A 24,551-nucleotide genomic window follows, 5' to 3' on the forward strand; every position below is an offset into this window, starting at 1 on the left:
TAGTTAAACCGTTAAGAAATCGCACGCCTGAACCACCGGGTGTCCTTACAGCCCTTTCGCGGTTTGCTGCAACAGCTCCTGAGTTCCTTGCCAATGGGGGTAGAGCGCTCTGTGCAGGTAACCGGCGGGAAGGCCGTAACTGGGATCCGTTCGGGCGGAGGCTAACCCGTAGGAGAGGAAAAACTCATGAGCGTAGTCAGTTTGCCTCAACTGTTGGAGGCAGGGGTTCACTTCGGCCACAAGGCCAGCCGCTGGAACCCGAAAATGCGGCCCTACATTTTTACCGAGCGGAACGGCATCCACATCATCGATTTGGTGCAGACGGCCCGCTATCTGAACGAAGCCTACGAGTATGTGCGGGATGCTGCTGACAGGGGTTGGCGCTTCCTGTTTGTGGGCACCAAACGGCAAGCTGCCGGGATCATTGCTCAAGAGGCTCGTCGCTGTGGCAGCTACTACGTCAACCAGCGCTGGTTGGGGGGCATGCTCACCAACTGGGCCACCATCAAAACCCGCATCGACCGCCTCAAAGAAATTGAGGAGATGGAGAGCAGCGGTCTTCTGGATCGCCTGCCCAAACAAGAGGCCAGCCGTCTGCGGCGAGAGTTGGCCAGGCTGGAAAAGTACTTGGGCGGCATTAAAACGATGCGCAAGCTCCCCGATGCGGTGATCATCGTCGATCAGCGGCGGGAGGCCAACGCCGTTCAAGAATGTATCAGGCTTAACATCCCGATCATCTCACTCCTGGACACCAACTGCGACCCCGATCTCAGCGATATCTTTATCCCCTCTAACGACGATGCCATCCGAGCGATTAAGCTGATTGTAGGCAAGCTGGCGGATGCCATCTACGAAGGGCGGCATGGGCAGCTCGACACCGTTGAAGAGGATGAGTACGACTACGAAGGGGCCATGGATCTGGACGACGACATGCTGGAGGATATGGAGGACGAAGAAGAAGGAGAAGCCGAGGAAGGCTAGACCGAGGGCAGGGATCCCGTGCAATCCGGGCACTTCCCTGCCTGTTCCCTATCCAGAGGCGTGTATTCTTGAAATCTAGGTTTACAATTCTACCGAAGCCCGCTCATTCTCACTCATATCCCGCCACATTCTTCCCGTTCTTTCATTCGAGGAGCCCTCATGAGCATTGATGCCAAACTGGTCAAAGAGCTGCGCGAAAAGACGGGCGCAGGCATGATGGACTGCAAAAAAGCCCTGGAAGATTCCGGTGGCGATATGGAGAAAGCCATCACCTGGCTGCGACAGAAAGGGTTGGCAGGGGCAGCCAAAAAGGCCAGTCGCGTCGCGGCAGAGGGGGCAGTTGACAGCTACATCCACTTCGGCAATCGAATTGGGGTGTTGGTGGAAGTGAACTGCGAGACGGACTTCGTGGCCCGCAACGAAGATTTCAAGAAATTGGTGCAAGACATCGCCAAGCAGATTGCCGCCTGCCAAAACGTAGAATACGTCAGCGTTGACCAGATCCCTGCTGAAGTGGTGGAGCGGGAAAAAGCCATTGAAATGGGCAAAGAAGATCTGGCCAATAAGCCGGAGAACATACGCGAGAAGATCGTGCAAGGTCGCATCGAAAAGCGCCTGAAAGAGTTATCCCTGTTGGATCAACCCTTTATTAAAGATTCCTCGATCACGGTGGAGGAATTGGTGAAGCAGCACATTGCCAAACTGGGGGAAAACATTCGGGTGCGGCGGTTTGTGCGCTTTGTCCTGGGAGAGGGGATCGAGAAAGAAGAAGTGGATTTTGCTGCTGAGGTTGCCGCTCAAGCCGGTCTCAAGCCGGCAGAGGCCCCCAAAGTGGAAGAGACTCCACCCGCTCCTCCTGAAGAACCTGCCCCAGAACCGGCCCCTGCTGCCGAGAGCAAGCCGGCCAAAAAAGGCTCCGCCAAGAAAAAGAAATAGCCGGTCAAGGCTGAGCTGTAGGGCCATGTCGGCGGTGCAGAGGCGTTGAAACTGCGTTATGGAGAGTGTGGGCACCTCTATGTCGGCAGTTCTATAACCACTACGCTTGGGTATCCCTTGGGGGAAAGGCTAGGTTATGCATGCAAATGTTCTGATCCTCCCGCCTTGGCAGGGTTAACTCCAGCACGCTAAGGTAGCAGACGGCCTTTTTGGATCCCGGGCATGAGTTTTATCTTGCGCAATGCGTTAATTCCCACCGCCACCGGCTACGAAACCGCAGATGTGCGAATCGAGGGGGAACGGATTGCTGCCATAGGCAGAGGGTTACCCGCAACGGGCGCAGACAGCCTGGAACTGGATGCCAGTAACCAACTCTTGCTGCCGGGCTTTGTCAATGCCCACACCCATTCTCCCGAAATGTGGCAACGAGGGATCATACCGCCCTATCCGCTGGAGCTGTGGCTGGCACAACTGCACGAGTATGCGCCGCCGGATCCGGAAAAAATCTATCTCAGCGCGCTGGGGACGGCGGTGGAAACCCTGCTGACGGGGGGCACCTCGGTGGTGGATCATCTGGTGTTGATCCCAGGCCAAGAGTTGGCCACCATTGAGGCGGCGGTACGGGCCTACCGAGAAGTCGGGATCCGCGCCTTCGTGGGCCCCTTGATCCAGGATCAGGCTCTCTCTCGGGGGTTGCCCAGCAGCTCCTCTTGGGATCGGGAGCCGGAAACCTATCCCCTCTCCACAGCAGAGGTGCTGGCCATTGTGGAAGAGGCGGTGCAGCGCTTTCACCGGCCAGAAGAGGGCATTACCCTCATGGTGGCTCCCACAGGGATCCAACTGTGCTCAGACGAGCTGTTCAAGGGCTGCGCGGAGTTGAGCCAGAAGTATGACCTACCCCGCCACGCCCACCTGTTGGAAACCCGCGCCCAGCAGATGTTGGCCCAGGAAAAGTACGGCTGTAGTGCTGTGGAGCATCTGGAGCGCTTGGGCTACCTAGACCGGAAAACTTCCTTGGCCCACTGCGTCTGGCTCAGCGATGCCGATATTGAAATCCTGGCCCGTACCGGCTCTACGGTTGTTCACAACCCCTTGAGCAACCTGCGCCTAGGCAGCGGCATTGCCCCCATCTTGAAATACCGCCGGGCAGGGGTGAACGTGGCCTTTGGCTGCGATGGGGCTGCCAGCAACGATTCCCAGGATCTCCTGGAGGCCATCAAAATCGGCACCATCCTGCACAACATCACCGATCCCGACTACCGCCACTGGATTTCTCCCCGCGAGAGCATCGAGATGGCAGCCCGAGGTGGGGCAATCGGCTTGGGCCTGGGAGATCAGATGGGATCCCTGGAAGTGGGCAAGCAAGCGGATCTGGTGCTGTACGATCTCACCCAACTGTCGCTGTTGCCCCGTACCGATCCCATTGGGCTGCTGGTGTTGGGTCGGCCCACCCAGGCAGTGCATAGCGTTTGGGTGCGAGGAAAACAGGTGGTGTCCGGCGGAGCCGTGACGACGGTGGATGTGGCCAAGCTGCGGCAGGAGTTGTTTGCTTGTAGCTCCTGGGATCCCTTCCGCCGATCCCAGCAGGCAGAGCATCTGGAAGCTCGTTATCGTCGGGTGATGGGCTTGCCAAAGTAGCGTTGGATGTCCCTGTGTGGCCAGAAGAAGCAGACCGGGCCAGCATCACAGAGCAGGTGAAACGACAGGCCCTGGCCCTGGGTTTTGACAAAGTCGGCATTGCCAGCATAGAGGATCCCCCCGACTTGCGGGGTCTGCAAGCTTGGCTGGCTGCGGGCATGGCCGCCGACATGGCCTGGATGGCGGATCCTAGGCGAATGGATCCAAAGCAGGTGCTGCCGGGGGTGCAGTCGTTGGTCTGTGTGGCTTTGAATTACTACACCCCCATCCGCCACAGCCAGGATCCCGGCAAGGGCAAGATCTCCCGCTACGCCTGGGGGCGAGATTATCACCGTGTGTTGGGGCGGCGGCTGAAGCAGCTCCACCTCTGGATGCAAGCGCAATTTCCGAACTACCGCGGTCGATGCTATGTCGATACCGGCCCGGTTGCGGAAAAGCCCTGGGCCATGCAGGCGGGCTTGGGTTGGATCGGCAAAAACAGCCTGTTGCTCACCCGCGAGTACGGCTCCTGGATTTTTCTGGGGGTCATCCTGACCACCCTTAAGCTGGTTCCTGACCGGCCCCACGCCACCCACTGCGGCACCTGTACCCGCTGCCTAGAGGCTTGCCCCACTCAGGCCATCGTCAGTCCGGGGGTGGTGGATTCCCGCCGCTGCGTTGCTTACCACACTCTAGAAAGCCACGCTGAGCGGATCCCTGCCAAGATTGCCCAGAACCTGCACAACTGGGTGGCCGGCTGTGACATCTGCCAGGAGGTCTGCCCTTGGAACCAACGCTTTGCCCAACCCAGCCGGATCCCGGATTTTCAGCCTTACCCTTGGAACGTTGCCCCCGATCTCCAAGAACTGGCCCAGATGGAAGATGGGGAATTCGACCAGAAGTTTCCCGCCTCTGCCTTGCGCCGGCTCAAGGCCCACCGCCTGCGCCGCAACGCCCAAGCAGCCCTGGAAGGCAATTCCAGCTCTGCAGCTGGCAGCAACGATTTGGAAGCCCCCTCTACTTAACTTGGATACGCTTTCCTAGCAGGATCTTGCGGCCTCGAGGCCGGCGCCAGAAAATGGTGGGGCTATTGTCGCTGGGCCAGGGACGCAAGCTAACATACATGCCCTACCCTCTTTCTGAGGCCACAGTGCTGGGCCGCCATGGTCTTGCTCTCGTGGGAGCGGTTTTGCGCAAAGGACGTGTGGACTTGGTGCAGGAGTTTACCCACCGCTTTGTTTGAGCTGGATCGACTCAAACACAGTAGCCCCACCTAAAACACGGTCATTTCAAGCTAGATTAGGACACTCCCTGAACGCTCGGCGCCGCTTCCGCGACCATCCCTGGCTCCTTTCCCTCTGGGAGAGGGGGCAATGCAAACAACTGTAGATTTGTACTGAGATGACCTTGAGAGTTTTGGACTAGAGCTGGGTGGAGCTCTCCTAAAACTAGGTAGCCCGTAGCTGCACCGGCATAACCAAATAACAGAGCCGCATTGCCCCAAGGGGCTTCCAGATGGCCGGCTGCGTGGCGCCGTTTAGCTCCAGGCTCACCTGCTGCGTATGAAACACCCTGAGGGCATCCAGCAGGTAACGCACATTGAAGGCCAGCTCCAGGTCAGGACCAGACATCTGCACTGGCAACGATTCCTCGCCACTGCCCACATCGGGCGCCTCTGTGCTGATGCGCAGGGTTTGGGTTGCGGCAGAAAGATTGAACTTGACGATGTCGTTTCTTTGGGCAGCGAGTACTCCCACCCGCTCCAGCGACTCCATCAAGGGCCGACGCTCCAGGGTTACCTGCCGCTCAAATTGCCTGGGAATCAGGCGGTTGTAGTCGGGATATTGGCCCTCCAAAAGGCGGCTGGTGATCCGCTGTTGGCACTGCGTTTTGCTGGCGCGAGGAGGCAGCACAAACTGCACCTGGGATCGGTCAAACCGCAATTCCACCGTAGAGGCCGCGGTCTGGGTGCCGAGGATGCGCTCCACCTCTCGCAAAGTGCGAGCGGGAATGGTGAAATCCAACCCTATTTCCCCATGGGCCGAGGCAACCGGGATCCCTTCGGCCTCCACCTGCACCATCGCCAGACGGTGCCCATCGGTGGCCGCAAACTCCAGGCAAGGGGGATCCCCCGCCAAGAGCTTGACATGCACCCCTGTGAGCACCTGCTTGGTCTCATCTCCAGAGGCCGCAAAAAGGGTTTGGCCGATCCCTTGCAACAGGCTCTCGATGGGCAGCTCCAGGGCCTGAGCTGTTGGGCTTTCCTCCCCCACAAAATCGCCATCTGCGTCGGTGGTGCGGAGCGATATTTCCGGTAGGGTGGGGTACTCTTCAGCCGACAGGCTGCGCACTTGGTACTGGCCGGCTGCCGACATGAGAATCACAGGGGCACTCTCCTTGGCTTGGCTGCTCGCGTCAAGAGTCACTGGGCCGCTGGGCAGACGGCTGACGATGTCGCTGAGCAGCTTGGCCGGCAGGGTGGTGCGACCGGATCCCCTGACCTGAGCCTCGAACTCGCTGCGAATGCACAAGTTCAAGTCAAAGGCGGTCAAAGCAACCCGCTGAGTTTCCGCGTCGGCCTCCACCAACACATTGGCCAAAACGGGCAGGGCGGGGCGGCTGGCCACAGCCCGTCCAACGGAAGTGAGGTGGTGGCTGAGATCGGCTTGCTCGCAGGTGAAGCTGAAACCCTCCAGCGGCGCGTCAACAGCTTCGTTAAAGCGGCTCTCCCCACGATAGGGAGCTGCAGTCTTGCTGCTGCGCAACACCGGCGCGAACGACTCGGTTTCCGATTCTCGATCCACAGGACGCTGAGCTTGCACCATCAGGGGCACTTGAGGGCTGAACATGCACATCCTACACCGGCTGCCCCGGTTGGATCCCTGCCCTTGCAGACAAGTTTTGGAAAATTTGCCTCGCGCGTAGGACAGATCTGAAATTTCGATCCCTGCCTAATTTAATTTTTTGATCTAGTAGTAGTAGGGGCTGTGGAAACTGTGGAAAGTGATCGTCAACACCTTGTGCCATGAGCTTTTGAGCCTATTCCCCACCTGTGGAAAAACTGTGGATAACTTGGCCACTTTTCCACAGGGTATTTATACCTGTTAATAACTTGGGGGGTTTTTCCACAGGTTTTCCACAAATTTTTCAGGTTTTTCCACAGGTTTTCCACAGGCTAATGTTATGGTTTTCTGACAAATTCATAAAAATTAACGCACAGTCAGTGTGAGATCCCCTAAGGTGGTGAGTCCTTCCCCCTAGATATGGCTGGGGATTCCACCGGAGCTGGGGCGGGCTTCGCTGGATTTCCCCAGGTTTTCCACAGGCTGTCGAAGAAAGCCTGGGATATTGCTCTGGGCTTGTCGGCCTTGCCTGGCCACCTGTGAGCTGACACGGGATTTTTGGCAAGACCCCAGAGGAGCGGGAAAGCGCTCTGCGCACCAGAAGCGGCAAAGGAGGTCAGGATGAGGATGGGACAGCGCCTGACCCAAAATTGGGCTGCTGCAGGAGCGAGTCGCAATAGGGATGCGGTCTAGAGTCCGTACCCGCGAAGGGCCAGGCGTAGGTCAACGGGATCCGTTTTGGTGATGGCGGGAGCGCAGCACGATCACGTCAGAAAGCTGGCGCAGTTGACTTTGAACCTGGGTGAGCTGTTTCTTATCACGTACATCGATACAGAGATCGATCAGGGCGGTGCGGTTGGCAAAAGTTTGTACCTTAGCATTGCGAACATTAATGCCTTGATCCGATAGACGGGAAAGAATGTCCCGCAGCACCCCAACGCGGTCGATAACCTCCAGATGCAGTTCTACCGGGTAGATCTGGGCGCTCTGCCGCAGTTGCTCTTCGTTCCATCGTACCGGCACCAGCCGTTCCCCCGAAACCTGGGCCACCCTTGGGCAATCCCGGTGATGGATGCTGATCCCCTTAAAGCGGGTGACCACGCCCAAGATCGGATCCCCCGGCAGCGGATTACAACACTTGGCCAACTGGTGTTTCAGACCCTCCACCCCCAGAATGGGAGATTGGGATTTGATGGAACTGGGAGCCGCAGAAGCCCGTGGCAACAACAGCTTGGATCCCTCAAGCGATTCCTCCTCTGTGGGAGCAGATACTGCCGGCCTGCTGACCTCCTGCAGCCGATGGATCACCAGCGTGGGGGTTGTCTCACCATAACCCAGAGCGGCTAACAAATCCTCTACACTGGCGTAGTTGAGCTTTTCGGCTACCTTCTGCATCCGCTCTGATTTGAGCAGGGCATCAAAGCCCGTTTTGCCCAGCTCCCGCTCCAGCAAATGCCGGCCCCGCGCGATGTTTTGCTCGCGATTGGAGCGCTTAAACCATTGGCGAATGCGATTGCGGGCAGAGCTGGTGGCAACGAAATTGATCCAGTCCAGGCTGGGATGGGCATTTTTGTGCGTGATGATCTGCACAATGTCGCCGTTGCGCAGGCGGGTATCCAGGGGCACGATCTTGTTGTTTACCCGCGCTCCTGCACAGTGATCCCCAATTTCGGAGTGGATGCGATAGGCGAAGTCCACCGGACAGGATCCCTGGGGCAGAGCCAGCAAGTCCCCCTTGGGCGTAAAGACGTAAACCTCGCTCTCAAACAGGTTCTCGCGAAGGGTGTCCAGATACTCCTTGTCATCTTTGAGGTCGTTTTGCCACTCCAACAGCTGTCGCAGCCAGGTGAAGCGCTCCTCGTCGGGCTTGACAGTGGTGCTGCCGGCCTCCTTGTACTTCCAGTGGGCGGCGATCCCGTACTCAGCCACGCGGTGCATCTCTTCGGTGCGGATCTGCACCTCCACCGGTCTTCCCTGCGGGCCAATCACCGCCGTATGCAAAGATTGGTAACGATTGGCCTTGGGCAGACCAATGTAGTCTTTGAAACGCCCGGGGATGGGGCGAAAGCAGTTGTGAACGACTGCCAGCACCCGATAGCACTCGCTGTTGGTATGCACGATCACCCGCACTGCCGAGAGATCGTAAATCTCGTGAAATTCTTTGTGCTGCTGCTGCATCTTGCGATAGATGCTGTACAAATGTTTGGGCCGTCCGCTGATCTCAAAGCGTTCCAGTCCCGCTTGAAGAAGGTTCTGCCGCAGTTCTTCGATAAAAGCTTGGATCTCGGCCTCTCGCTCGGCGCGCTTGGCGTTGACCAATTCCTGAATCTTCCGGTAAGCCTCGTAGTCCAGATACTTAAAAGCCAAGTCTTCCAGTTCCCATTTGAAATGCCAGATCCCCAGCCGGTTGGCCAAAGGGGCGAAAATTTCCATGGTTTCGGCTGCAATTTGCCGTTGCTTACTGGGGGAGAGATACTGCAGCGTGCGCATGTTGTGTAAGCGATCCGCCAGCTTGACCACGATGACTCGAATATCTTTGGCCATGGCCACAAACATGCGGCGGAAATTTTCCGCTTGCTGCTCGGTTTTGCTGGAGAAATTGAACTTAGAGAGTTTGGTAACTCCTTCTACCAGTAGGCGAACTTCAGAGCCGAATTCAGCTTCCAGGGCTTCTGGGGTAACTTCTGTATCCTCAATAACATCGTGCAAAAGGCCCGCTGCCACCGTCACCGCATCTCCCCCCAGCTCCCGCAGGAGAGTAGCCACGGCTACCGGATGGGCAATGTAGGGATCCCCTGATTTGCGTTTTTGGCCCTGATGCAAACAGTAAGAAAACTCAAAGGCACGGCGCAGCAGATCGGCTTCTTCAGCCGTGTAGGGCCGCAACCCATCGCCGGGATCCTCGGCACCGGAAAGCAGAGCACGCAGCCACCCTGGCACCTCAAAACCGAGGCTATTCAGGTCGAGACCTCCATCTGAGGTGGTAATGACAGCCGTCTGACCCATGCGAACCCGGCGAAAAGGGATGTTTGATTACTGACTATAGTTCATCCAGCTTAACCGCCGACAGATCAAGAGGGAAAAAACGGGTGGAATAGAAAGAAGCATTGGCTGTCTGCCAACGCCGACCGCTTGCCATCCTCGGCAGATCGAGGCTTAGTCTTCGCCCCACTCCTCGCAGTCGCCGATTAAATCGCAGAGGGGATCCGAGGGGCAGTAGTCTTGCAGCTCCAGCTCTTGGGCAATCGCCTGCCACTCCCGCTGCGGGAAAAAGGGTTGCAGGTGGGCAATGGCTGCAGAGCGGCGTAAGACGCCCTGCTGAATGAGGCGACGAGCTTCCTCCTGGATGGCCTCAACCGCATAGTGGGTGGCTTGTAAAGTGGGCATAGCTTAACCTACACGTGGAATGGATGGGACGCACCGAAGGGTCAGGGAAAATCTTGCCTCGCTACCCCCATCATAGAACTTGGTCTCGTTTCGTAGCAAGAGATACAAGTTTGTATTGCAGGCAACCTTAAGGCCCGCTTAAAAGCCCAAGCCATCGGCTCCTGCGGTCACTATGCCTTTTTCTGGGTTCAGAGTGACGATAGATCCATCCCGGATTAAGCGGGTAGCATCCTTGACCCCCACCAGCACCGGCACCCCCAGCCGCAGGCCAATGACTGCTGCATGAGAGGAGGCTCCCTCTTCTTCGGTAATCACGCCGGCTGCCTGTTTGATGGCCTCCACATAGTTGGCGTCGGTGGATTGGGCAACCAAAATGTCCCCGGCGGTGATTTTGCTGGCATCGAGGCTGGATCTCAAGATGCGGGCCGGGCCGCTGACAATGCCCTTGCCAAACCCTTTGCCTTGAGCCACCACCGCTTTCACCACATCCACCTTGATCAGATCGGTGGATCCCGCAACGCCTGGCAGGGTTCCTGCACTGAGCACCACCAAGTCGCCATCCTTGAGCAAGCCATCTTCCTGAGCCAAGCTGATGGCCGCTTGAAAGGTCTGGCGGGTGGTGGCCAAATCCATAACCAACAGCGGATGTACCCCCCAAACCAACTGCAGCCGCCGTGCCACCTCCACATGGGGGGTTACGGCCAGGATGGGAGTGCGGGGACGAAACTTGGAGACATTGCGAGCGGTAGCCCCCGTTTTGGTCAGGGTCATCACGGCTACGGCATCCAACTCCTGGGCGATCTCCCCCACGGCGCGGCTAATCGAGTCGGTGATCAGGGTTTTGGGCCGCATTCCAGCAGGACTGTTGCCGTTGTTTTGGCTCAGCTCCTGCATGGCAAGGGTGCGAAGGCGTTGTCGTCGGTCGGCGGAGGTCAGGTCAAAGTAATCGCGCTCGGTGCGCACGGCAATGCGGGCCATGGTGGCAACGGCCTCGACAGGGTATTTGCCCACAGCCGTCTCGTTGGAGAGCATAACGGCATCGGTGCCATCCAAAATGGCGTTGGCCACATCGGAGATCTCGGCACGGGTGGGTCGGGGGCTGTGCACCATGCTGTCCAGCATTTGGGTGGCCGTAATTACCGGGATCCCCAGGGAGTTGGCCAGGGCGATCACCCGCTTCTGCAGGATCGGCACCTCTTCCGCAGGCAGCTCTACCCCCAGATCTCCCCGCGCCACCATCACACCGTCGCTGAGGGCCAAAATCTGGGGCAGCTGTTCAATGGCCTCGTGTTTCTCGATCTTGACGATGATGGGTACCCGCTTGTCGGCTGAGCCCGAAGAAGGCCGTTTGGCTGAGGCAATGAGCTCCCGCAGCTCCAGCACATCAGAGGGATCCCGCACAAAGCTGAGGGCCACCCAATCCACCCCTTGGTTGAGGCCGAAGTAGAGATCTTCTTTATCCTTTGGGGTCACGGCGCGGATGCTCAGGCGCACACCGGGGAAATTGACCCCCTTGTTGTTGGAGAGGGTACCCCCGACAATGGTGCGGCAGAAGAGTTCGCCCGCTTCCGGATCCACGGCTTCCACCCGCATCTCCACTCGACCATCGTCGATGAGGATCGTCGCTCCTTCGGGCACTTCTTGGGCCAGCTTGTCGTAGGTGACCCAGCTGCGCTCTTGGGATCCCAAGACAGGTTTGCTGGTCAACACAAAGGGATCCCCTGCCTTGAGGGTGATCGAGCCTTCGGCGAACTTGCCCAGGCGGATTTTGGGCCCCTGCAGGTCTTGCAAAATGGCGACCTGGATGCCCAGATCCATCGCGGTTTGGCGGATCAGGCGAATGCTGCGGCGGTGTAGCTCGTGATCCCCATGGGAGAAGTTCAGGCGAAGGGTGGTTGCCCCTTGCAGGATCATCTCCCTGAGAATGGCTGGATTTGAGCTGGCAGGGCCGATGGTGGCAACAATTTTGGTGCGTCGAAAAGAATCCCTCAAATGCATGTCCACTGTTCCCAAGGGAGAGCAGCCCAGATCCTTCCCCCACATAGGGATCTCTCTGATTACGATAACCCGTTATGTCTTTTTTGAGGCACCGCTTTTTTAAAATCCCCAGCGAGAGAGGATGGGAAAATAGGCAAAGCAGAGTGTAGAGATCCATCTGGAGTCGAGCGATGCCGGTTGCCCCCGAATACGCCTTCCCCTTCGAGCACCATCAGAAGTTCTCTCTGGATAACCCCACTATCTCCAGCCCAGGGGTTTCCAAGCGGGAATACATAGCCAGCAGAGTACTGCAGGGTATCGTGAGCAATCCCCAGACTCCCGTCGGCGATTTGTCTCCTGAGCAACGACAGGCTTTGGTCTATACGGCGGTGTTGTTGGCAGATGATTTGTTGGCGGCCCTCGGCGCTCAGTAGAGAGGTTCTTGAGATTGCAGCGCACCCTCTTGGGGTGAGGTTTAGGCCGAGGTTGACCGTTCGCGGCGGGGGGCCGTAGGCTCTGCTACTACATACGCCGCAGCCGTTGAGTCAACTCTTCCCCCAAGCGCATCCATTCTGCCATCCCTTCGGGATTCACCTGTCGGTCATCCTGCCAGAGAATGAGGTGGGCGCCGGCCCCTTCGGCACAATAGTTGGGATGCTGCTCCCAAAAACCAAGGACGCCAGGATGGAACCGCAGCCGAACTTGGGCTTCATTCTCTCCTCGCAAGAGATAGCTCCGGGAGAACTTAGGGTGGCTCTCGAAATTGATATCTTGCATGCCAAAAGCTTTGGCGATGCCATGGAAAAAGGCATTTTCGGGGTGCAGCCGAAAACGCGGCAGATGAAGATCCTCGTGATAGGCGTAGAAGACGGACTGGCGATAAGTGCTGGAACTCTTGCCACTGCCGCGGGTGTATTGGTAATCAAAAACGGTAATCTCAGTGCCATCGATCAGCCGCTTGGACATCGAATTATAGAAACGCCGCCCATGGCTTCGTTCAAACAGTCCAAAGCCTGCTTGCAACAAGCGAGATCGAATCTCTTCAGGCAACTGGGCAGAAAAGCGCATTCCTAGCTGTGCAGCTACCCGCTCCAGAGCTTCTCGACGTTTCTTTTCGTGGTAAAGGGCTAGAGCCAAGATCCCGGCAGCCAGAGCTAAAAACAAGATAAAAATAAGCAACCCCATACCGTCTCCCTCGGCTTACAGACTGCAGCGCCCATCCCCACAATACCTGAGCAGATTTCCAAAAGGATCCCTGCCTTCGACCATTCAGCCGAGCGGTCTCCTCTTGTCTTTTGTAGAGAAGTGACCCAATACAGCTGAGTGTGTCAAAGTTTGACGAAATTGTAGGGAGCGGTGAAGTTGTTGTAGCGAATGCGCAGCCGCCCCTGGAAGGTCTGGTCTAGCTCCTCTACTTTTTGGGCAAAAACCGGCTCATCTTCCCAATTGATCAAAAACGAGCCGTTGTAGGCCATGTTTTCGGTGAGCAGATCTCCTTCTACGCGGTCGCTGGCCAAGGGGCTGAGGGCTGCTGTAAAGGTCTGGGCAATGCGCTGACGTCGCTGCTCTAAGAGCTGCTCCAGAGCCCGTCCGATCTCGACTACCGCGTCCAGCCCCAGAGGAGCGCCGGCCATTTCGTCTCGCCGAGCTTTGAGGGCAGGGTTTTCCTCTAGCCCCAGCTTGAGCTCCTGCTCGGGATCCCAGAAGACTTTGACTCCCACCTCCCGCTTGCCCTCCAGGCGCTCCAGCAGAGCCAGCAGATCCGCCAAGCGGGGCTGCACCAAGTCCCGTTCCACCTGCTCCCAGCCGCTCACCACCAGGCCAAATTGCAGAGGCAGCAGAGCCCGGTGTCCCTCGTTCATCACTTTTTCCAGCACGGCCTCATGGGCGAGCAAGTTGGCCCGGCTGGCCAGGTAGCGCTCCTGTCGAGCCTGGGAGTACAAGAAGGCCAGGGATCCCAGCCCATGAACCTGCACCGGCTGCTTGTCCAGCCCCACCACACTCAGATGACGCGGGCCGGGGGCAGCGACGATCCCGTAGAGGTAGAGGGAGCTATGGGGATTTGCCGTTGGCATTGCTGCGGGCATCTCCGATCAGCCACGTGAGGTTGGACTCTTCGGTGTCGATGGCATTGCCATCCGAGGAAATGCAGTAGCGACCCATCACCATCTGGTGGCGTAGGGTCACGCCTGCCGCAATCTGGGTGTAGTTAAAAATCAAGCTGCCATCCAGCGTACACCCTTCATTCAACACACATCCGTAGCCAATTGCCGTGGGGCCGATGAGTTTGACCCCGTCCGCCAAATAGCTGCTGGCCCCGATGTAGACCGGTGGCTCGATGTGGATGCGATCCCAGTTGGCGCGGATGTTGATCCCCGTCCATACGCCGGGTTGAATCTGGATCCCGGGCACCTTGACTCCCTTGATCTCGCCGCGCAGCACTTTTTGCACCGCCAGCCAGTAGTCGTGGGTGCGGCCAATGTCCACCCACTGAAAGTCAGCCGTGATCCCATAAAAGGGGGCACCCGCTTTCACCAAGGCCGGGAAGAGATCGCTGCCGATGTCGTAGGGGCAGCCAGGGGGAATGTAGTCGAACACTTCCGGCTCGAAAACATAGATGCCGGTGTTGATGGTGTGGCCGAGGGCCTCTTCCCGCCTAGGCTTTTCTTGGAAAGCAGTGATGCGACCCGTCTCGTCGGTGACTACCACCCCATAGCTGGAGACCTGGCTGGGATCCACCTGCCGCAGGACCACAGTGGCCAGCGCTCCCTTGGATTTGTGGAAGTTGACGATCTGCGTGAGGTTCAGGTCGATCAGGGCATCCCCACAGAGCACCACAAAGGTACTGTCGAAAAATCCGGAGAAATCCTGGATCTTGCGCATACCGCCAGCGGAGCCCAGAGGTTCGGCCACCGGCTGGCCGTTCTCAAAATGGCCTTCGAAGGAAAAGCCGATGTGAACCCCCCATTGCTGCCCATCTCGAAAGTAGTCTTCGATTTGGTGGGCCAAGTGGCTGGTGTTGACCATGATCTGGTCGAAGCCGTGTTCCCGCAGCAGCTCCACCAAAAATTCCATGACAGGCTTGTGCAAAATGGGGATCATCGGCTTCGGCATCATGTAGGTGATGGGCCGTACCCGCGTGCCTTTGCCTGCTGCCAGGATCATGGCTTTCATGCCGTCGTCACTCCTCCGGGCTAACCGTGCTCTGACTTTATCATCCCAGGATCGGCATTCCAGAGAACCGGCGGGGCTTTCAAGAGGCTGGGGAATCGCTGCTGGGATTCCGATCCCCTACAATCAAGGGGGCTTGCTCTTCTGGGCATTTCGCCAAGGGTTTCCCCTGAGCCCCTCGTTTTGCCCCGTCTCTCCTGAGAGTTCCACCCGGCAGACGGGGATCCCAGCATTCTTACATTGATTGCTCCTGGCCCAAGATTCAGACGGATGTATCAGACAAATGTAGTAGATCCTGAAAAAGATGCTGGATGGCCGTCCCGACAGCCCACCCATCACGATTGCCCTGGCCAAGGGAGCCTTGCTGCCTGAGGCCATTCAATGCCTGCAGCAGGTGGGGATCGATTTCAGCCGTTTTTTAGATCCCGGCAATCGCCTGCTGCGGATTGAATCCCCCACCCGGCTGAACGGACAACGCTACGAAGCGCTGCTGGTGCGCACTCACGATGTGCCGGTGTACGTGGAGTACGGGCAGGCGCAGTTGGGCATTGTCGGCTACGACGTCTTGCGGGAGCGCTATGCCGGCACCGAAGCGCGGGTGGCCCACCTGTTGGATCTCCAATTTGGCCACTGTCGTATGTCGGTGGCCCTTCCCCAAGATAGCCCCTACCACTCGGCAGCTCAGTTGCCTGCTCATGCCCGCGTGGCTTCCAAGTTTGTCGGCTGCGCCCGCGAGTATTTTGACCGCCTGGATTTGCCGGTGGAGCTTATCTCTCTCTATGGTTCGGTGGAGTTGGCCCCCCTCACCGGCATGGCCGATGCCATCGTCGACTTGGTAGCCACAGGGCGCACCCTGAGGGAAAACGGCCTGATTGAGCGAGACTGCCTATTCGAGAGTACAGCTCGCCTGATTGCCCATCCCATCAGCTACCGTGTCAACCAACAGCCTATCCGCGAGTTGATCACCCAGATTCGGGAACGCTGGCTGGGATCCCTGTTGGTGGGTGGCTAATTTTGAGGCACTTCCTCTGAGGGGGATCACGATTGCGTACAATGGGGGCATTCGGGCTTATTTCCCCCAGCAGCGTTCAGATTCAAAAAAGGTTTTTCGAGGTTGATTATGCGGTACCGTCCACTGCTCGCCATCCTGTTGGCGCTTTGTTTGAGCGTCTTTGCTGTTCCGGCTAAGGCTGCCAAGGCGCCGCTGACCTATGACCAGATCCGCAACACCGGCAAGGCCGCCATTTGCCCTTCGGTCTCGGACAACGCCCGGGGCCGTATCGAAGTGCCTAGGGGGGGATCCCTGAAGCTGACGGATGTCTGCTTCCAGCCGGTGCAAATTGAGGTGGAAGAGGAAAAGCGGAACGGCGAGAAAGAGTTCATCAAGGCCAAAAACATCATGATCTCAGCGGCCACTCTGGGGCCGATTAAAGCTGAGGTGACTCCCAAAGACGGTGCGCTGGAGCTCAAAGTGGTGGATGGGATCACCTTTCAGCCGACCACCGGCCAAATGCCCCGCCGCGAGCTGGTGCCGTTTCTGTTTAGCGTGAAAGACTTGGTCGCCACTGCCCAGGGCTCCGCCATTGACCCTTCGACGGATTTTGAAGGGGAGTTCTTGGTGCCCGGCTATCACAGCAGCACCTTCCTCGACCCGCGCGGGCGGGGATCCAACACCGGCTACGACACTGCGGTAGGTCTACAGGCTGCCAAAGATGATTTTGCCACCAACCGCAAGGTGGACGAGGTTTCCCAGGGGAAAATGTCGCTGCGGATCGCTCGCGTGGATCCCAGCACTGGCGAAATGGCGGGATCCTTTGTTAGCATTCAGCCTTCCAGCACCGAGCAAGGGGCGATGGAACCCCACACTGTTCGCATTCAAGGCCTGTTTTACGCCCGCCTGGCGGGAGAGTCTTGAAAGCGCCTGAGGGCAGAGAATAACCCGCCTCAAACCAGGATGGGCAGGGATCCCGGAGATCTCCGCCCGTTTCTGTTGGCTATGTTCTCTGTCCAGGTTGGCCCCTTTTGCCTGTTGGGGAAGTGTGCAGCGATAAAGTCTGGGCCAGATGCCGCCACAGGTTCATTTGCAGATGGTCGATGCCACTAACCTGCCTTTTATGTTGACTCTGGACCCAAGGGGACTCTCAATCTGGACTCAAGGAAGCCCTTTGTGAGTTCCGCTTCAGCCAGTACCGCCACCAGTGCGGATCCGAGTTCTGCTGCGCTCGCTACCCCAAACTGAGCCTCTTTGCCGCAAGATGAGGTTCAGGGCAAAGAGGGAAGTGATGGCCAACTACGACTGGATCGTGATCGGTGGCGGGATTACCGGGGCAGCTCTGAGCTATGAGCTGGCCCGCCAGGGAGGATCCGTTCTCCTCGTGGAGAAAGAAGCGGTGCTGAAGGGGGCAACCCGCTACAGCTACGGGGGCTTGGCCCATTGGGCGGGCAAAACGCCGCTGCTCAAAGCTCTGGGGGAAGAAGGGATCCAACGCTACCGCACCCTGTCAGAAGAGCTGGAGGCAGATATTCAATTTCGCGAGCTGGATCTGCTCATGCCCATTGCCCCCGGCTACGATGCAGAGGCCGTTGAGGCGGATCTGGCCGACTGTCGCATCCCACCCCGGCGGATTTCGGTGGCGGCAGCCTGCGAGCTGGAGCCGCTGCTGGATCCGGCCGCTCTGGAAGTAGTCCTCTGGGCTCGGCATGGCCACATCAACCCCTTGTTGACGGCGCTGGCCTTTCAAAAAGCCTTTCAACGATTGGGGGGATCCCTCTTGATCGCAACAGCAACGGCCCTGCGGCGGCAGGGAGCGCGCATCACGGGCGTAGAGTCCGGAGCCGACTGCTACGGAGCAGGCCAGGTGGTGGTGTGCGCCGGCGGCTGGACACGGGCTCTGTTGCGCCAAGCGGGAATCCGGGTGCCCATCTACTACACCCATGCCGAATCCCTGGAGCTGGAGCCCTCGGATTTGCAATTGAAAGCGTTGGTGATGAGCGTGCCCGTGCAACGCTTGGAACTGGAACGACAAGCCGCCCATCCCGATCGGGATCCCCTTTGGGACGAGCCAGGGCACGAGCTTTGCCCGCCGATTCTGGATGCCGGGATCCTGCAATTTGTAGATGGCAGCATTCGCATGGGCCAGATCAGCCGGGTATTGACGGATCCCCATGCCGAGGTGGATGCAGCCGCCAGCGAAGCCCAGATCCGGGCACAAGCCGGTCGCTACCTGCCCAAGTTGGCCCACCTGCCCGGACGGTGGTATCACTGCTTGGTGGCCTTCAGCGCCGATCACCAGCCTCTGGTGGGATCCCTGCCCGGTTGGGAAGGCTTGCAACTGTTTTCCGGCTTCAGCAATCCCCTGCCCATCCTGCCCGCTTTGGCCCGTCGCTTCGCCCAACAAGCCTATGGACAAGCGGATGAATGGATCCCTGCTCTGTCGCCGGCGCGGTTTGCCCAGGTTTTGAGTTGATGCCTTGCTTATTCTCGATGACCATCGCCAACAAGTCTGGAATACGGCTATCCCGTCTGCAGCATAATGAAAGCCGGAAGTTCTCTGCGTCGGATCTATGCCCAACAGCTTGCCCAGCTCCGTCGATCTCAGCCAGAAGCGCATTTTGCTCACAGGGGGCAGCGGCTTTTTGGGCAAACATGTGCTGCAACAGTTGCAGGTGCTGGGGGTAAAGCCGGAGCAGGTGCGCATCCCGCGCTCCCGCACCCAGGATCTGCGCCGTTGGGAAGTCTGCCAAGAGGTGGTGCAAGGGCAAGATATCGTCATCCATTTGGCCGCCCACGTGGGTGGCATCGGCCTCAACCAAGCCAAGCCGGCAGAACTCTTCTACGACAACCTCATCATGGGATCCCAGCTCATCCACGCCGCCTACCTGGCCGGGGTGGAGAAGTTTGTCTGCGTGGGCACCATCTGCGCCTACCCCAAGTTTACCCCCGTCCCCTTCAAGGAAGAGGATCTCTGGAACGGCTACCCGGAAGAGACCAACGCCCCCTACGGCATCGCCAAGAAAGCCCTGCTGGTGCAGCTGCAGGCCTACCGGCAGCAGTACGGCTTCAACGGCATCTACCTCCTGCCGGTGAACCTCTACGGCCCCATGGACAACTTCGACCCCGAAAGCTCCCACGTCATCCCAGCCTTGATCCGCAAAGTGCACGAAGCGCAGCAACGGGGCCAAAACTATGTCGAAGTGTGGGGGGATGGCAGCCCCACCCGCGAGTTTTTCTACGCTGAAGATGCGGCCCGCGGCATTGTCATGGCCACCCAGCTTTACGACGGGGCGGATCCCTTGAACCTGGGCACCGGCGAAGAGATCTCCATCCGGGATCTGATTGCCCTCATCTGCGAGCTGATGGAGTTCCGGGGAGAGATCCGCTGGCAAACGGACAAGCCCAATGGCCAACCCCGCCGCTGTCTGGATGTCTCCAAAGCCCGAGAGAGGATGGGTTTTGTGGCCAAAGTCGGCCTGCGAGAAGGTCTGCAGCGCACCATCGACTGGTACCGCCGCCACGCCTGCTCTGGGCAAAGCTAGGCAACCCCTTGGCTCTCCAGCCGGCCATCCTCCATGTGCAGCACCCGATCCGCGATGTCCAGGATGCGGTTGTCGTGGGTCACCATGAGGATGGTGCAGCCCTGCTCCCGCGCCAGCTTCTCCATCAGGGTCACCACCTCGCGGCCCGACTTACTATCTAGGGCTGCCGTGGGCTCGTCCGCCAGCACCAGCTTGGGATGGCTAACCAAGGCGCGGGCAATGGCCACCCGCTGCTTTTGTCCGCCAGAAAGCTGTTCCGGGTAGTAGTGGACGCGATCCCCCAGGCCCACCGCCGCCAGCATTGCTTCCGCTCGCTGCTGGGCTTCCTGAGGAGAGAGGCCGTTGTGCAGCTCCAGGGCCATGCGCACGTTTTGGGCTGCCGTCAGGGATCGCAGCAGGTTATGGGCCTGGAAAATGTACCCGACCTGGCGGCGGATTTGAATGAGAGTACTGGGCTGAGCTCCCCGCAGCTCCTGTCCCAACGCCCGCAAGCTGCCCTCCTGCACCGAGCGCAAGGCCCCCAGCAGCGTCAGCAGGGTGGTTTTGCCGGAGCCGGAAGGGCCAGTCAGCAGCACGATCTCCCCTGGCTGCAGGGCAAAGCTAATGTCGAAGAGAATCTGCTTGCGCAGGGATCCCTCGCCGAAATAGTGGTTTACACCTTCGGCTTTCACCACTGGCTCAACGGCATTCTGGGCAGAAGCAAGGGCAGCTTGATCGAAAAGAGAAGTCAGCATAGGAAACTCAAAATCTCAAAACTTTGCGTTGACAACTCATTGACCACTTAGGCCGTCATTTGGAGCGTTGAGATGAGACCATTTAGAAACCTTTGGCCGGAGAGCGTTGATGAGGATCCCAGAAGTTTTTAGACAGCCTAGCTCAAACCCTTCACCATCCATCCGATCCCCTTTGGCAGACTATTGACTTACCAACGCCCCGGCGCCCTGCCCACAGCCAAAACTCTAGAAAATGTCGGCAGGATCGGCTGCCCGCAGCCGTCGCACGGCAATCGCTCCTGAGATGAAACACATGCTCACCGCCAGCCCCAGCACCAGCACTGCCCGGTTGAAGGTCATGGCAATAGGCAGCAACGTGGCATTGGCCGTCAAATCGTAGAGCAAAACCGACAGGGCAAAGGCAGGAATGTACCCCAAGCCGGCCAGCAGGAGCGCCTCCTGAAATACCACCCCCAGCAGGTAGGTATCGGTATAGCCCATGGCTTTGAGAGTGGCATATTCTGCCAGGTGATCCGACACATCGGTGTAGAGAATTTGATAGACAATCACAATGCCGACAATAAAGCCCATGCCCACCCCCAGGCCGAAAATAAAGCCGATGGCTGTGCCCTCTTCCCAGTAGGTTTGCTCCATATCGATAAACTCCGCCCGTGAGAGCACCCGCACATCTTCCGGCAGCAAAGCCCGCATCTGCCGCACCAAGGGATCCGGATCCACCCCCGGCTGAAGCTGCACCACGCCGATATCCACCAGGCCGCGCCCCCGCTGCGGAAAAATGCGCAGGAAATTGAGATCGCTGGTGAGGATGGTGCCGTCGGCTCCGAAGGTGGCCCCCATCTCAAACAGGCCCCCCACCCGGACGCGGCGGTTTCCCACCTCAGTAACCACCTCTCGCCCGGACTCAAACCACTCTGGGATGGGGCCAAACTCGCTGCGGGAGCGGCGGTCAAAAAGCACCACGTCCGCCTTTTTGATCTCTTCCAGCTCGTCCGGCGTCAGTTCCGGCAAGTCCAACAGATCAGCCGAGGGATCCACTCCTACCACAAAAATGCTGCGGGTACGGCGGGTCTCTGGGTTTTTCCAGAGGGCAAAGCCCACATAGACAGGCGAGATGGCCCGCACCCCCTCAAAGCCCAAAGCCTGATAGAGTCGCCGCTGGGAGAAGGTGTTCATGGCAATCAGGGCGTTGGACTGAGGGCTGACCAGGAAGATCTCTCCCTTCAGGGCCACGTGGAAGCGGATGGCACTTTCCAGCAAGCTATCCTGGAAGCCCAACTGCATGAACATCAAGATGCAAGCAAAGGCAATGCCCGCCAGGGCCACCAGCAGGCGGATCTTCTCCCGCGTCAACTGCAGCCAGGCCAACGGGATCCGGCGCGCGATAAAAGCCACACTGAACAGGCTGTACATGGGCTGAGCCTACCCCTCGACATCGATGGCCACATTCACCTGCAGGTTGGTCAGGCCAGCCACGCGGGCGCTGCTCTCCGGATCCAGGCGGATATACACTTCCACCACGCGGGCATCCACATCGGCAGCTGGGTCGGTGTTGAGCACATCTTTCTTGCCAATCTGCAGGCCCACCCGCTCCACTCGGCCCTGCAGGGTTTCTGGCAGAGCGCGGTTGCTAATGGTGGCCTGCTGGCCTGGCCGAACCCGCAAGATGTCTGTTTCGTAGACCTCGGCCACCACCATCATTTGGTCAGTGTTGCCCAGCTCGAGAATGCCCTCGCCGGCGGGGATGACCTCTCCAGGGCGGGTGTGGATCTTGAGCACCTGTCCAGCACGGGGAGCGCGGATGAGGGTGCGCTCTAGGCGAGCTTCTGCCAGTTCCAGGTTGCGGACCAGGGATCCCAGTTGGACTTGGGCTTGGGCCAAACTCAGCCCCGCCTCGGCAGCTTGGACTTGGGCTTGGGCATTGAGCAGATCCCGCTCACGGGCCAGGCGCAGTTGGCTCAGGGTGGCTTCGGCAGCCCGCAAGTCCTCCTGTCGTTGCCGCACCAGCAGCCGGCGTTGATCCAGCTCTTGTTGCGAGATTGCTCCTTCCTGCCAGAGCTCCTGAAAGCGGGCCAGATTGGCCTCGGCATCGGCCAGTTCTGCCCGGATACGTTCCACCACCGCTTCCTGGGAGCGGATTTGCATCTGTTGCGGCTCGTCCAGACGGCTGAGGCGGGTGCGTGCCTCTTGGATTTGGGCCTGACTGAAACGGGTCTCGGCCTGCAACCGGGCGCGGGCCTCTTGAAGTTGGGCGGCAGCGTACTCTCGCTCCGCCAACCGCTCGGCGTAGCTTTCCAAGCGGGCCAGCACTTGGCCTGCCACCACGCGATCCCCCTCGGCCACCAGCAGCTCTCCCAGCCGTTCTCCGGGGGAACCGGCAATGCGCAGCACTTCCCCCTCCGGCTCCAGGCGACCCAAAGCACCAACTTGCGGAGGCAGCCGCATTTCCACCGTTGCCTCTGCACTTCCCGATACCGACTGTGTGGCTCCCTGTTGGCTCAATCCCAGCCATACCAGACCGGCACAACCAAGCAGCCCGACTCCTGCCAGCGACCAAAGCGCTCGTGGGTTCATGGCCTTTTACCCGCTGTGGCTTTGCAGACGACAAACGCCGCCTCTTTTTCTTAAATAAGTGTAAAGTTTTTGGGATGAAAATGTCCAGCTGTATTCTGTGTTGCTTGTGCTCATCGTATTTTCACCCCCTGTGGGTTCCCCAAGGTGCCGGCAGATCACGGCAACCGGTGGGGCGCAGCCTACCTAGCTCTGGGGATTCCTGATATGATGTGGCCTGTTCGAACCTGTTTGTAGTCAGCAGAACGCAGTCCTTTTTTTGGAGTGTGGCGGTTTTAGGAGTGGGGTGGAGTTGCGATGGTGGAAACAGTTGGAGGAGGGGATCCCATCCCGCCGTTGCCGGTTCGGTCTCAGCCTCCGCCCCTGCATTTGGATCCCCTAGATCCCTTGCTGTCCACCTATCACTTTGTGGGCATTGGTGGAGTGGGGATGTCGGCCCTGGCCTATATCCTGGCTAAACAAGGGTTTCGCGTTTCCGGATCCGACATTGTCGCCAATGGCCGTACCCGCCGCCTGGAAGCTTTGGGGGTGCGCTTCTTTCAGGGCCACAGCTTGGAGGGGTTGGTCGGGGATCCCCAGGTGGTCTATTCCAGCGCCATTCGCCCCACCAATCCAGAATTGGCTGCTGCCCTGGGCAAGGGATTGACGGTTTGGCACCGGGCAGACTTGTTGGCGGCTCTGTTTAACCGTCGCTCTGGCATTGGGGTGGCCGGCACTCACGGCAAAACCACCACCAGCAGCATGATCGGCTATGTATTGCTCTCGGCGGGCTGGGATCCCACCTTGATTATCGGCGGGGAAGTGGATGCCTGGGATGGCAATGCCCGTCTGGGCAAGGGGGAGTATTGGGTGGCCGAGGTGGATGAGTCGGATGGATCCCTGGTGCGGCTCTATCCCAAGATTGGGGTGATCACCAACATTGAGCTGGATCACCCCGATCACTACGCCGATTTGGGGCAGGTGATCCGGGCTTTTCAACAGTATGGGCAGCAAAGCCAAACCCTGGTGGCCTGTCTGGACTGTCCCAACGTGGCGGCTCACCTGAGGGTGGATGTGGGCTACAGCCTGACCGGTCATCCCCAAGCCCAGTACCAAGCCCGTCAGATCCTCTACACTGCCAATTCCACCTGCGCTGAGATCTGGGAAAAGGGATCCCTCCTCGGACAGCTTCGCCTACAGGTGTTGGGATCCCACAACCTCAGCAATGCCCTGGCGGCGGTTGCCGTGGGGCGACAGTTGGGCTTGGAGTTTGCGGTGATTGCCTCAGCTTTGGCGCAATTTCGGGGGGCGCATCGCCGCTTTGAGCACAAGGGGGAAGTGGGTGGAGTCACCTTTATCGACGACTATGCCCATCATCCCAGCGAGATTCGAGCCACCCTGCAGGCAGCACGGCTACAGCAGCGGCGGGTGGTGGCCGTGTTTCAGCCTCATCGCCACAGCCGTTTGGCTGCCTTGTTCCAGGATTTTGCCCGCTGCTTTGGGGAGGCGGACGTGGTGGTGATCGTGCCTACGTATGGAGCGGGAGAGCCGGCGCCTGAGGGTTCCGACAACAGCTTGCGCTTGGCCGTGGCGGTGGCGGAGCACCATCCCCATGTGCGCTATGTGTTGTCTTTGCCGCGATTGCCGGAGGTGTTGCCGTCCGTCCTGCAGCCTGGAGATCTCGCCGTTTTTTTGGGCGCAGGCGATCTGAATCAGCAGATAATCGCTACGATGCGGGCATATGCGGCTCAGGTGAGGGAACAGCCTGGGCAAGCCAAAAATCCAAACTTCAGCTGAAAAGATAGCTGCTTCTGAGGTATTG

Annotated in this window: 20 protein-coding genes; 10 read left to right on the forward strand and 10 right to left on the reverse strand. The window is 58.8% G+C overall.

Annotation, left to right across the window (positions count from 1 at the left end; genetic code table 11):
* The first annotated feature begins 186 nt into the window (after positions 1–186).
* The 4 genes from rpsB (at position 187) to queG (ending at position 4,559) form a co-directional block, all read left to right on the forward strand.
* Entirely contained in the window at positions 187–981 is a 795-nt protein-coding gene (gene rpsB, locus ACVWY9_RS00660; protein ID WP_414358039.1) for a 30S ribosomal protein S2, read from the forward strand.
* 144 nt (positions 982–1,125) lie between these two features.
* Entirely contained in the window at positions 1,126–1,917 is a 792-nt protein-coding gene (gene tsf / locus ACVWY9_RS00665) for a translation elongation factor Ts (protein WP_457387299.1), read from the forward strand.
* A gap of 222 nt (positions 1,918–2,139) precedes the next feature.
* Positions 2,140–3,555: an amidohydrolase gene (locus tag ACVWY9_RS00670; protein WP_457387183.1), complete on the forward strand. Its 1,416-nt coding sequence runs from the start codon at positions 2,140–2,142 to the stop codon at positions 3,553–3,555.
* 2 nt (positions 3,556–3,557) lie between these two features.
* A complete protein-coding gene (queG, locus tag ACVWY9_RS00675) occupies positions 3,558–4,559 on the forward strand; it encodes a tRNA epoxyqueuosine(34) reductase QueG (RefSeq protein WP_457387185.1) in 1,002 nt (333 codons plus the stop codon).
* Between the two features lie 423 nt (positions 4,560–4,982).
* On the opposite strand, the gene dnaN is transcribed toward queG, so the two are convergent.
* From dnaN to pyk, 4 genes are all read right to left on the reverse strand, one after another.
* Positions 4,983–6,359, reverse strand: a complete 1,377-nt coding sequence (gene dnaN / locus ACVWY9_RS00680; RefSeq protein ID WP_457387300.1) for a DNA polymerase III subunit beta — start codon at positions 6,357–6,359, stop codon at positions 4,983–4,985.
* A 741-nt stretch (positions 6,360–7,100) separates the two neighbouring features.
* Positions 7,101–9,383, reverse strand: coding sequence for a RelA/SpoT family protein (locus tag ACVWY9_RS00685; protein WP_457387187.1), 2,283 nt, complete (start codon positions 9,381–9,383; stop codon positions 7,101–7,103).
* A gap of 150 nt (positions 9,384–9,533) precedes the next feature.
* A complete protein-coding gene (locus ACVWY9_RS00690; protein WP_011433156.1) occupies positions 9,534–9,764 on the reverse strand; it encodes a DUF4327 family protein in 231 nt (76 codons plus the stop codon).
* 138 nt (positions 9,765–9,902) lie between these two features.
* Positions 9,903–11,762: a pyruvate kinase gene (pyk, locus tag ACVWY9_RS00695; protein ID WP_457384308.1), complete on the reverse strand. Its 1,860-nt coding sequence runs from the start codon at positions 11,760–11,762 to the stop codon at positions 9,903–9,905.
* Between the two features lie 170 nt (positions 11,763–11,932).
* Here pyk and ACVWY9_RS00700 point away from each other — a divergent pair, with 170 nt between their 5' ends.
* Positions 11,933–12,175, forward strand: coding sequence for a hypothetical protein (locus ACVWY9_RS00700; RefSeq protein WP_414351871.1), 243 nt, complete (start codon positions 11,933–11,935; stop codon positions 12,173–12,175).
* An 88-nt stretch (positions 12,176–12,263) separates the two neighbouring features.
* On the opposite strand, the gene ACVWY9_RS00705 is transcribed toward ACVWY9_RS00700, so the two are convergent.
* From ACVWY9_RS00705 to ACVWY9_RS00715, 3 genes are all read right to left on the reverse strand, one after another.
* Positions 12,264–12,926 carry a hypothetical protein gene (locus ACVWY9_RS00705; RefSeq protein ID WP_457384307.1) on the reverse strand — a complete coding sequence of 221 codons (663 nt, stop codon included), beginning with the start codon at positions 12,924–12,926 and terminating at the stop codon, positions 12,264–12,266.
* 143 nt (positions 12,927–13,069) lie between these two features.
* Entirely contained in the window at positions 13,070–13,816 is a 747-nt protein-coding gene (locus ACVWY9_RS00710; protein ID WP_414408714.1) for a GvpL/GvpF family gas vesicle protein, read from the reverse strand.
* The gene (locus ACVWY9_RS00715) at positions 13,794–14,915 is read right to left on the reverse strand and encodes a nucleotidyltransferase family protein (RefSeq protein ID WP_414329069.1); all 1,122 of its coding nucleotides are present in this window, start codon (positions 14,913–14,915) and stop codon (positions 13,794–13,796) included. Before ACVWY9_RS00715 ends, ACVWY9_RS00710 begins: the two co-directional genes overlap by 23 nt.
* Before the next feature lie 301 nt (positions 14,916–15,216).
* Here ACVWY9_RS00715 and hisG point away from each other — a divergent pair, with 301 nt between their 5' ends.
* The 4 genes from hisG to ACVWY9_RS00735 all read left to right on the forward strand — a co-directional run bounded on the left by hisG (position 15,217) and on the right by ACVWY9_RS00735 (position 19,448).
* Entirely contained in the window at positions 15,217–15,924 is a 708-nt protein-coding gene (hisG, locus tag ACVWY9_RS00720; protein ID WP_011433162.1) for an ATP phosphoribosyltransferase, read from the forward strand.
* Positions 15,925–16,032: 108 nt separating this feature from the next.
* Positions 16,033–16,827, forward strand: coding sequence for a photosystem II manganese-stabilizing polypeptide (locus tag ACVWY9_RS00725; protein WP_414329070.1), 795 nt, complete (start codon positions 16,033–16,035; stop codon positions 16,825–16,827).
* Between the two features lie 367 nt (positions 16,828–17,194).
* Positions 17,195–18,379 (forward strand): NAD(P)/FAD-dependent oxidoreductase, encoded by a 1,185-nt coding sequence (locus ACVWY9_RS00730; protein ID WP_414412896.1) that lies wholly within the window; start codon positions 17,195–17,197, stop codon positions 18,377–18,379.
* A 97-nt stretch (positions 18,380–18,476) separates the two neighbouring features.
* Positions 18,477–19,448 (forward strand): GDP-L-fucose synthase family protein, encoded by a 972-nt coding sequence (locus tag ACVWY9_RS00735; RefSeq protein WP_041436472.1) that lies wholly within the window; start codon positions 18,477–18,479, stop codon positions 19,446–19,448.
* On the opposite strand, the gene ACVWY9_RS00740 is transcribed toward ACVWY9_RS00735, so the two are convergent.
* From ACVWY9_RS00740 to ACVWY9_RS00750, 3 genes are all read right to left on the reverse strand, one after another.
* Complete coding sequence (locus ACVWY9_RS00740; protein ID WP_457387192.1) at positions 19,445–20,182, reverse strand: DevA family ABC transporter ATP-binding protein; 738 nt, start codon at positions 20,180–20,182, stop codon at positions 19,445–19,447. The two genes, ACVWY9_RS00735 and ACVWY9_RS00740, sit on opposite strands and share 4 nt — an antisense overlap.
* Positions 20,183–20,407: 225 nt before the next feature.
* The gene (gene devC, locus ACVWY9_RS00745) at positions 20,408–21,592 is read right to left on the reverse strand and encodes an ABC transporter permease DevC (RefSeq protein WP_457387194.1); all 1,185 of its coding nucleotides are present in this window, start codon (positions 21,590–21,592) and stop codon (positions 20,408–20,410) included.
* A gap of 9 nt (positions 21,593–21,601) precedes the next feature.
* Complete coding sequence (locus ACVWY9_RS00750; RefSeq protein WP_457387196.1) at positions 21,602–22,753, reverse strand: ABC exporter membrane fusion protein; 1,152 nt, start codon at positions 22,751–22,753, stop codon at positions 21,602–21,604.
* Between the two features lie 294 nt (positions 22,754–23,047).
* Here ACVWY9_RS00750 and murC point away from each other — a divergent pair, with 294 nt between their 5' ends.
* Positions 23,048–24,526 carry a UDP-N-acetylmuramate--L-alanine ligase gene (murC, locus tag ACVWY9_RS00755; protein WP_457387198.1) on the forward strand — a complete coding sequence of 493 codons (1,479 nt, stop codon included), beginning with the start codon at positions 23,048–23,050 and terminating at the stop codon, positions 24,524–24,526.
* The last annotated feature ends 25 nt before the right edge of the window (positions 24,527–24,551 follow it).

It is taken from the genome of Thermostichus sp. OS-CIW-31, from assembly GCF_054060305.1.

Coding starts and splice junctions, on each gene's coding strand:
- ACVWY9_RS00670 (WP_457387183.1), top strand. CDS start 2,140: ATGAGTTTTATCTTGCGCAATGCGTTAATTCCCACCGCCACCGGCTAC.
- murC (WP_457387198.1), top strand. CDS start 23,048: ATGGTGGAAACAGTTGGAGGAGGGGATCCCATCCCGCCGTTGCCGGTT.
- devC (WP_457387194.1), bottom strand. CDS start 21,592: ATGTACAGCCTGTTCAGTGTGGCTTTTATCGCGCGCCGGATCCCGTTG.
- dnaN (WP_457387300.1), bottom strand. CDS start 6,359: ATGGTGCAAGCTCAGCGTCCTGTGGATCGAGAATCGGAAACCGAGTCG.
- ACVWY9_RS00690 (WP_011433156.1), bottom strand. CDS start 9,764: ATGCCCACTTTACAAGCCACCCACTATGCGGTTGAGGCCATCCAGGAG.
- ACVWY9_RS00735 (WP_041436472.1), top strand. CDS start 18,477: ATGCCCAACAGCTTGCCCAGCTCCGTCGATCTCAGCCAGAAGCGCATT.
- ACVWY9_RS00740 (WP_457387192.1), bottom strand. CDS start 20,182: ATGCTGACTTCTCTTTTCGATCAAGCTGCCCTTGCTTCTGCCCAGAAT.
- rpsB (WP_414358039.1), top strand. CDS start 187: ATGAGCGTAGTCAGTTTGCCTCAACTGTTGGAGGCAGGGGTTCACTTC.
- ACVWY9_RS00710 (WP_414408714.1), bottom strand. CDS start 13,816: ATGCCAACGGCAAATCCCCATAGCTCCCTCTACCTCTACGGGATCGTC.
- ACVWY9_RS00705 (WP_457384307.1), bottom strand. CDS start 12,926: ATGGGGTTGCTTATTTTTATCTTGTTTTTAGCTCTGGCTGCCGGGATC.
- ACVWY9_RS00700 (WP_414351871.1), top strand. CDS start 11,933: ATGCCGGTTGCCCCCGAATACGCCTTCCCCTTCGAGCACCATCAGAAG.
- hisG (WP_011433162.1), top strand. CDS start 15,217: ATGCTGGATGGCCGTCCCGACAGCCCACCCATCACGATTGCCCTGGCC.
- ACVWY9_RS00715 (WP_414329069.1), bottom strand. CDS start 14,915: ATGAAAGCCATGATCCTGGCAGCAGGCAAAGGCACGCGGGTACGGCCC.
- ACVWY9_RS00750 (WP_457387196.1), bottom strand. CDS start 22,753: ATGAACCCACGAGCGCTTTGGTCGCTGGCAGGAGTCGGGCTGCTTGGT.
- pyk (WP_457384308.1), bottom strand. CDS start 11,762: ATGCATTTGAGGGATTCTTTTCGACGCACCAAAATTGTTGCCACCATC.
- ACVWY9_RS00730 (WP_414412896.1), top strand. CDS start 17,195: ATGGCCAACTACGACTGGATCGTGATCGGTGGCGGGATTACCGGGGCA.
- ACVWY9_RS00685 (WP_457387187.1), bottom strand. CDS start 9,383: ATGGGTCAGACGGCTGTCATTACCACCTCAGATGGAGGTCTCGACCTG.
- ACVWY9_RS00725 (WP_414329070.1), top strand. CDS start 16,033: ATGCGGTACCGTCCACTGCTCGCCATCCTGTTGGCGCTTTGTTTGAGC.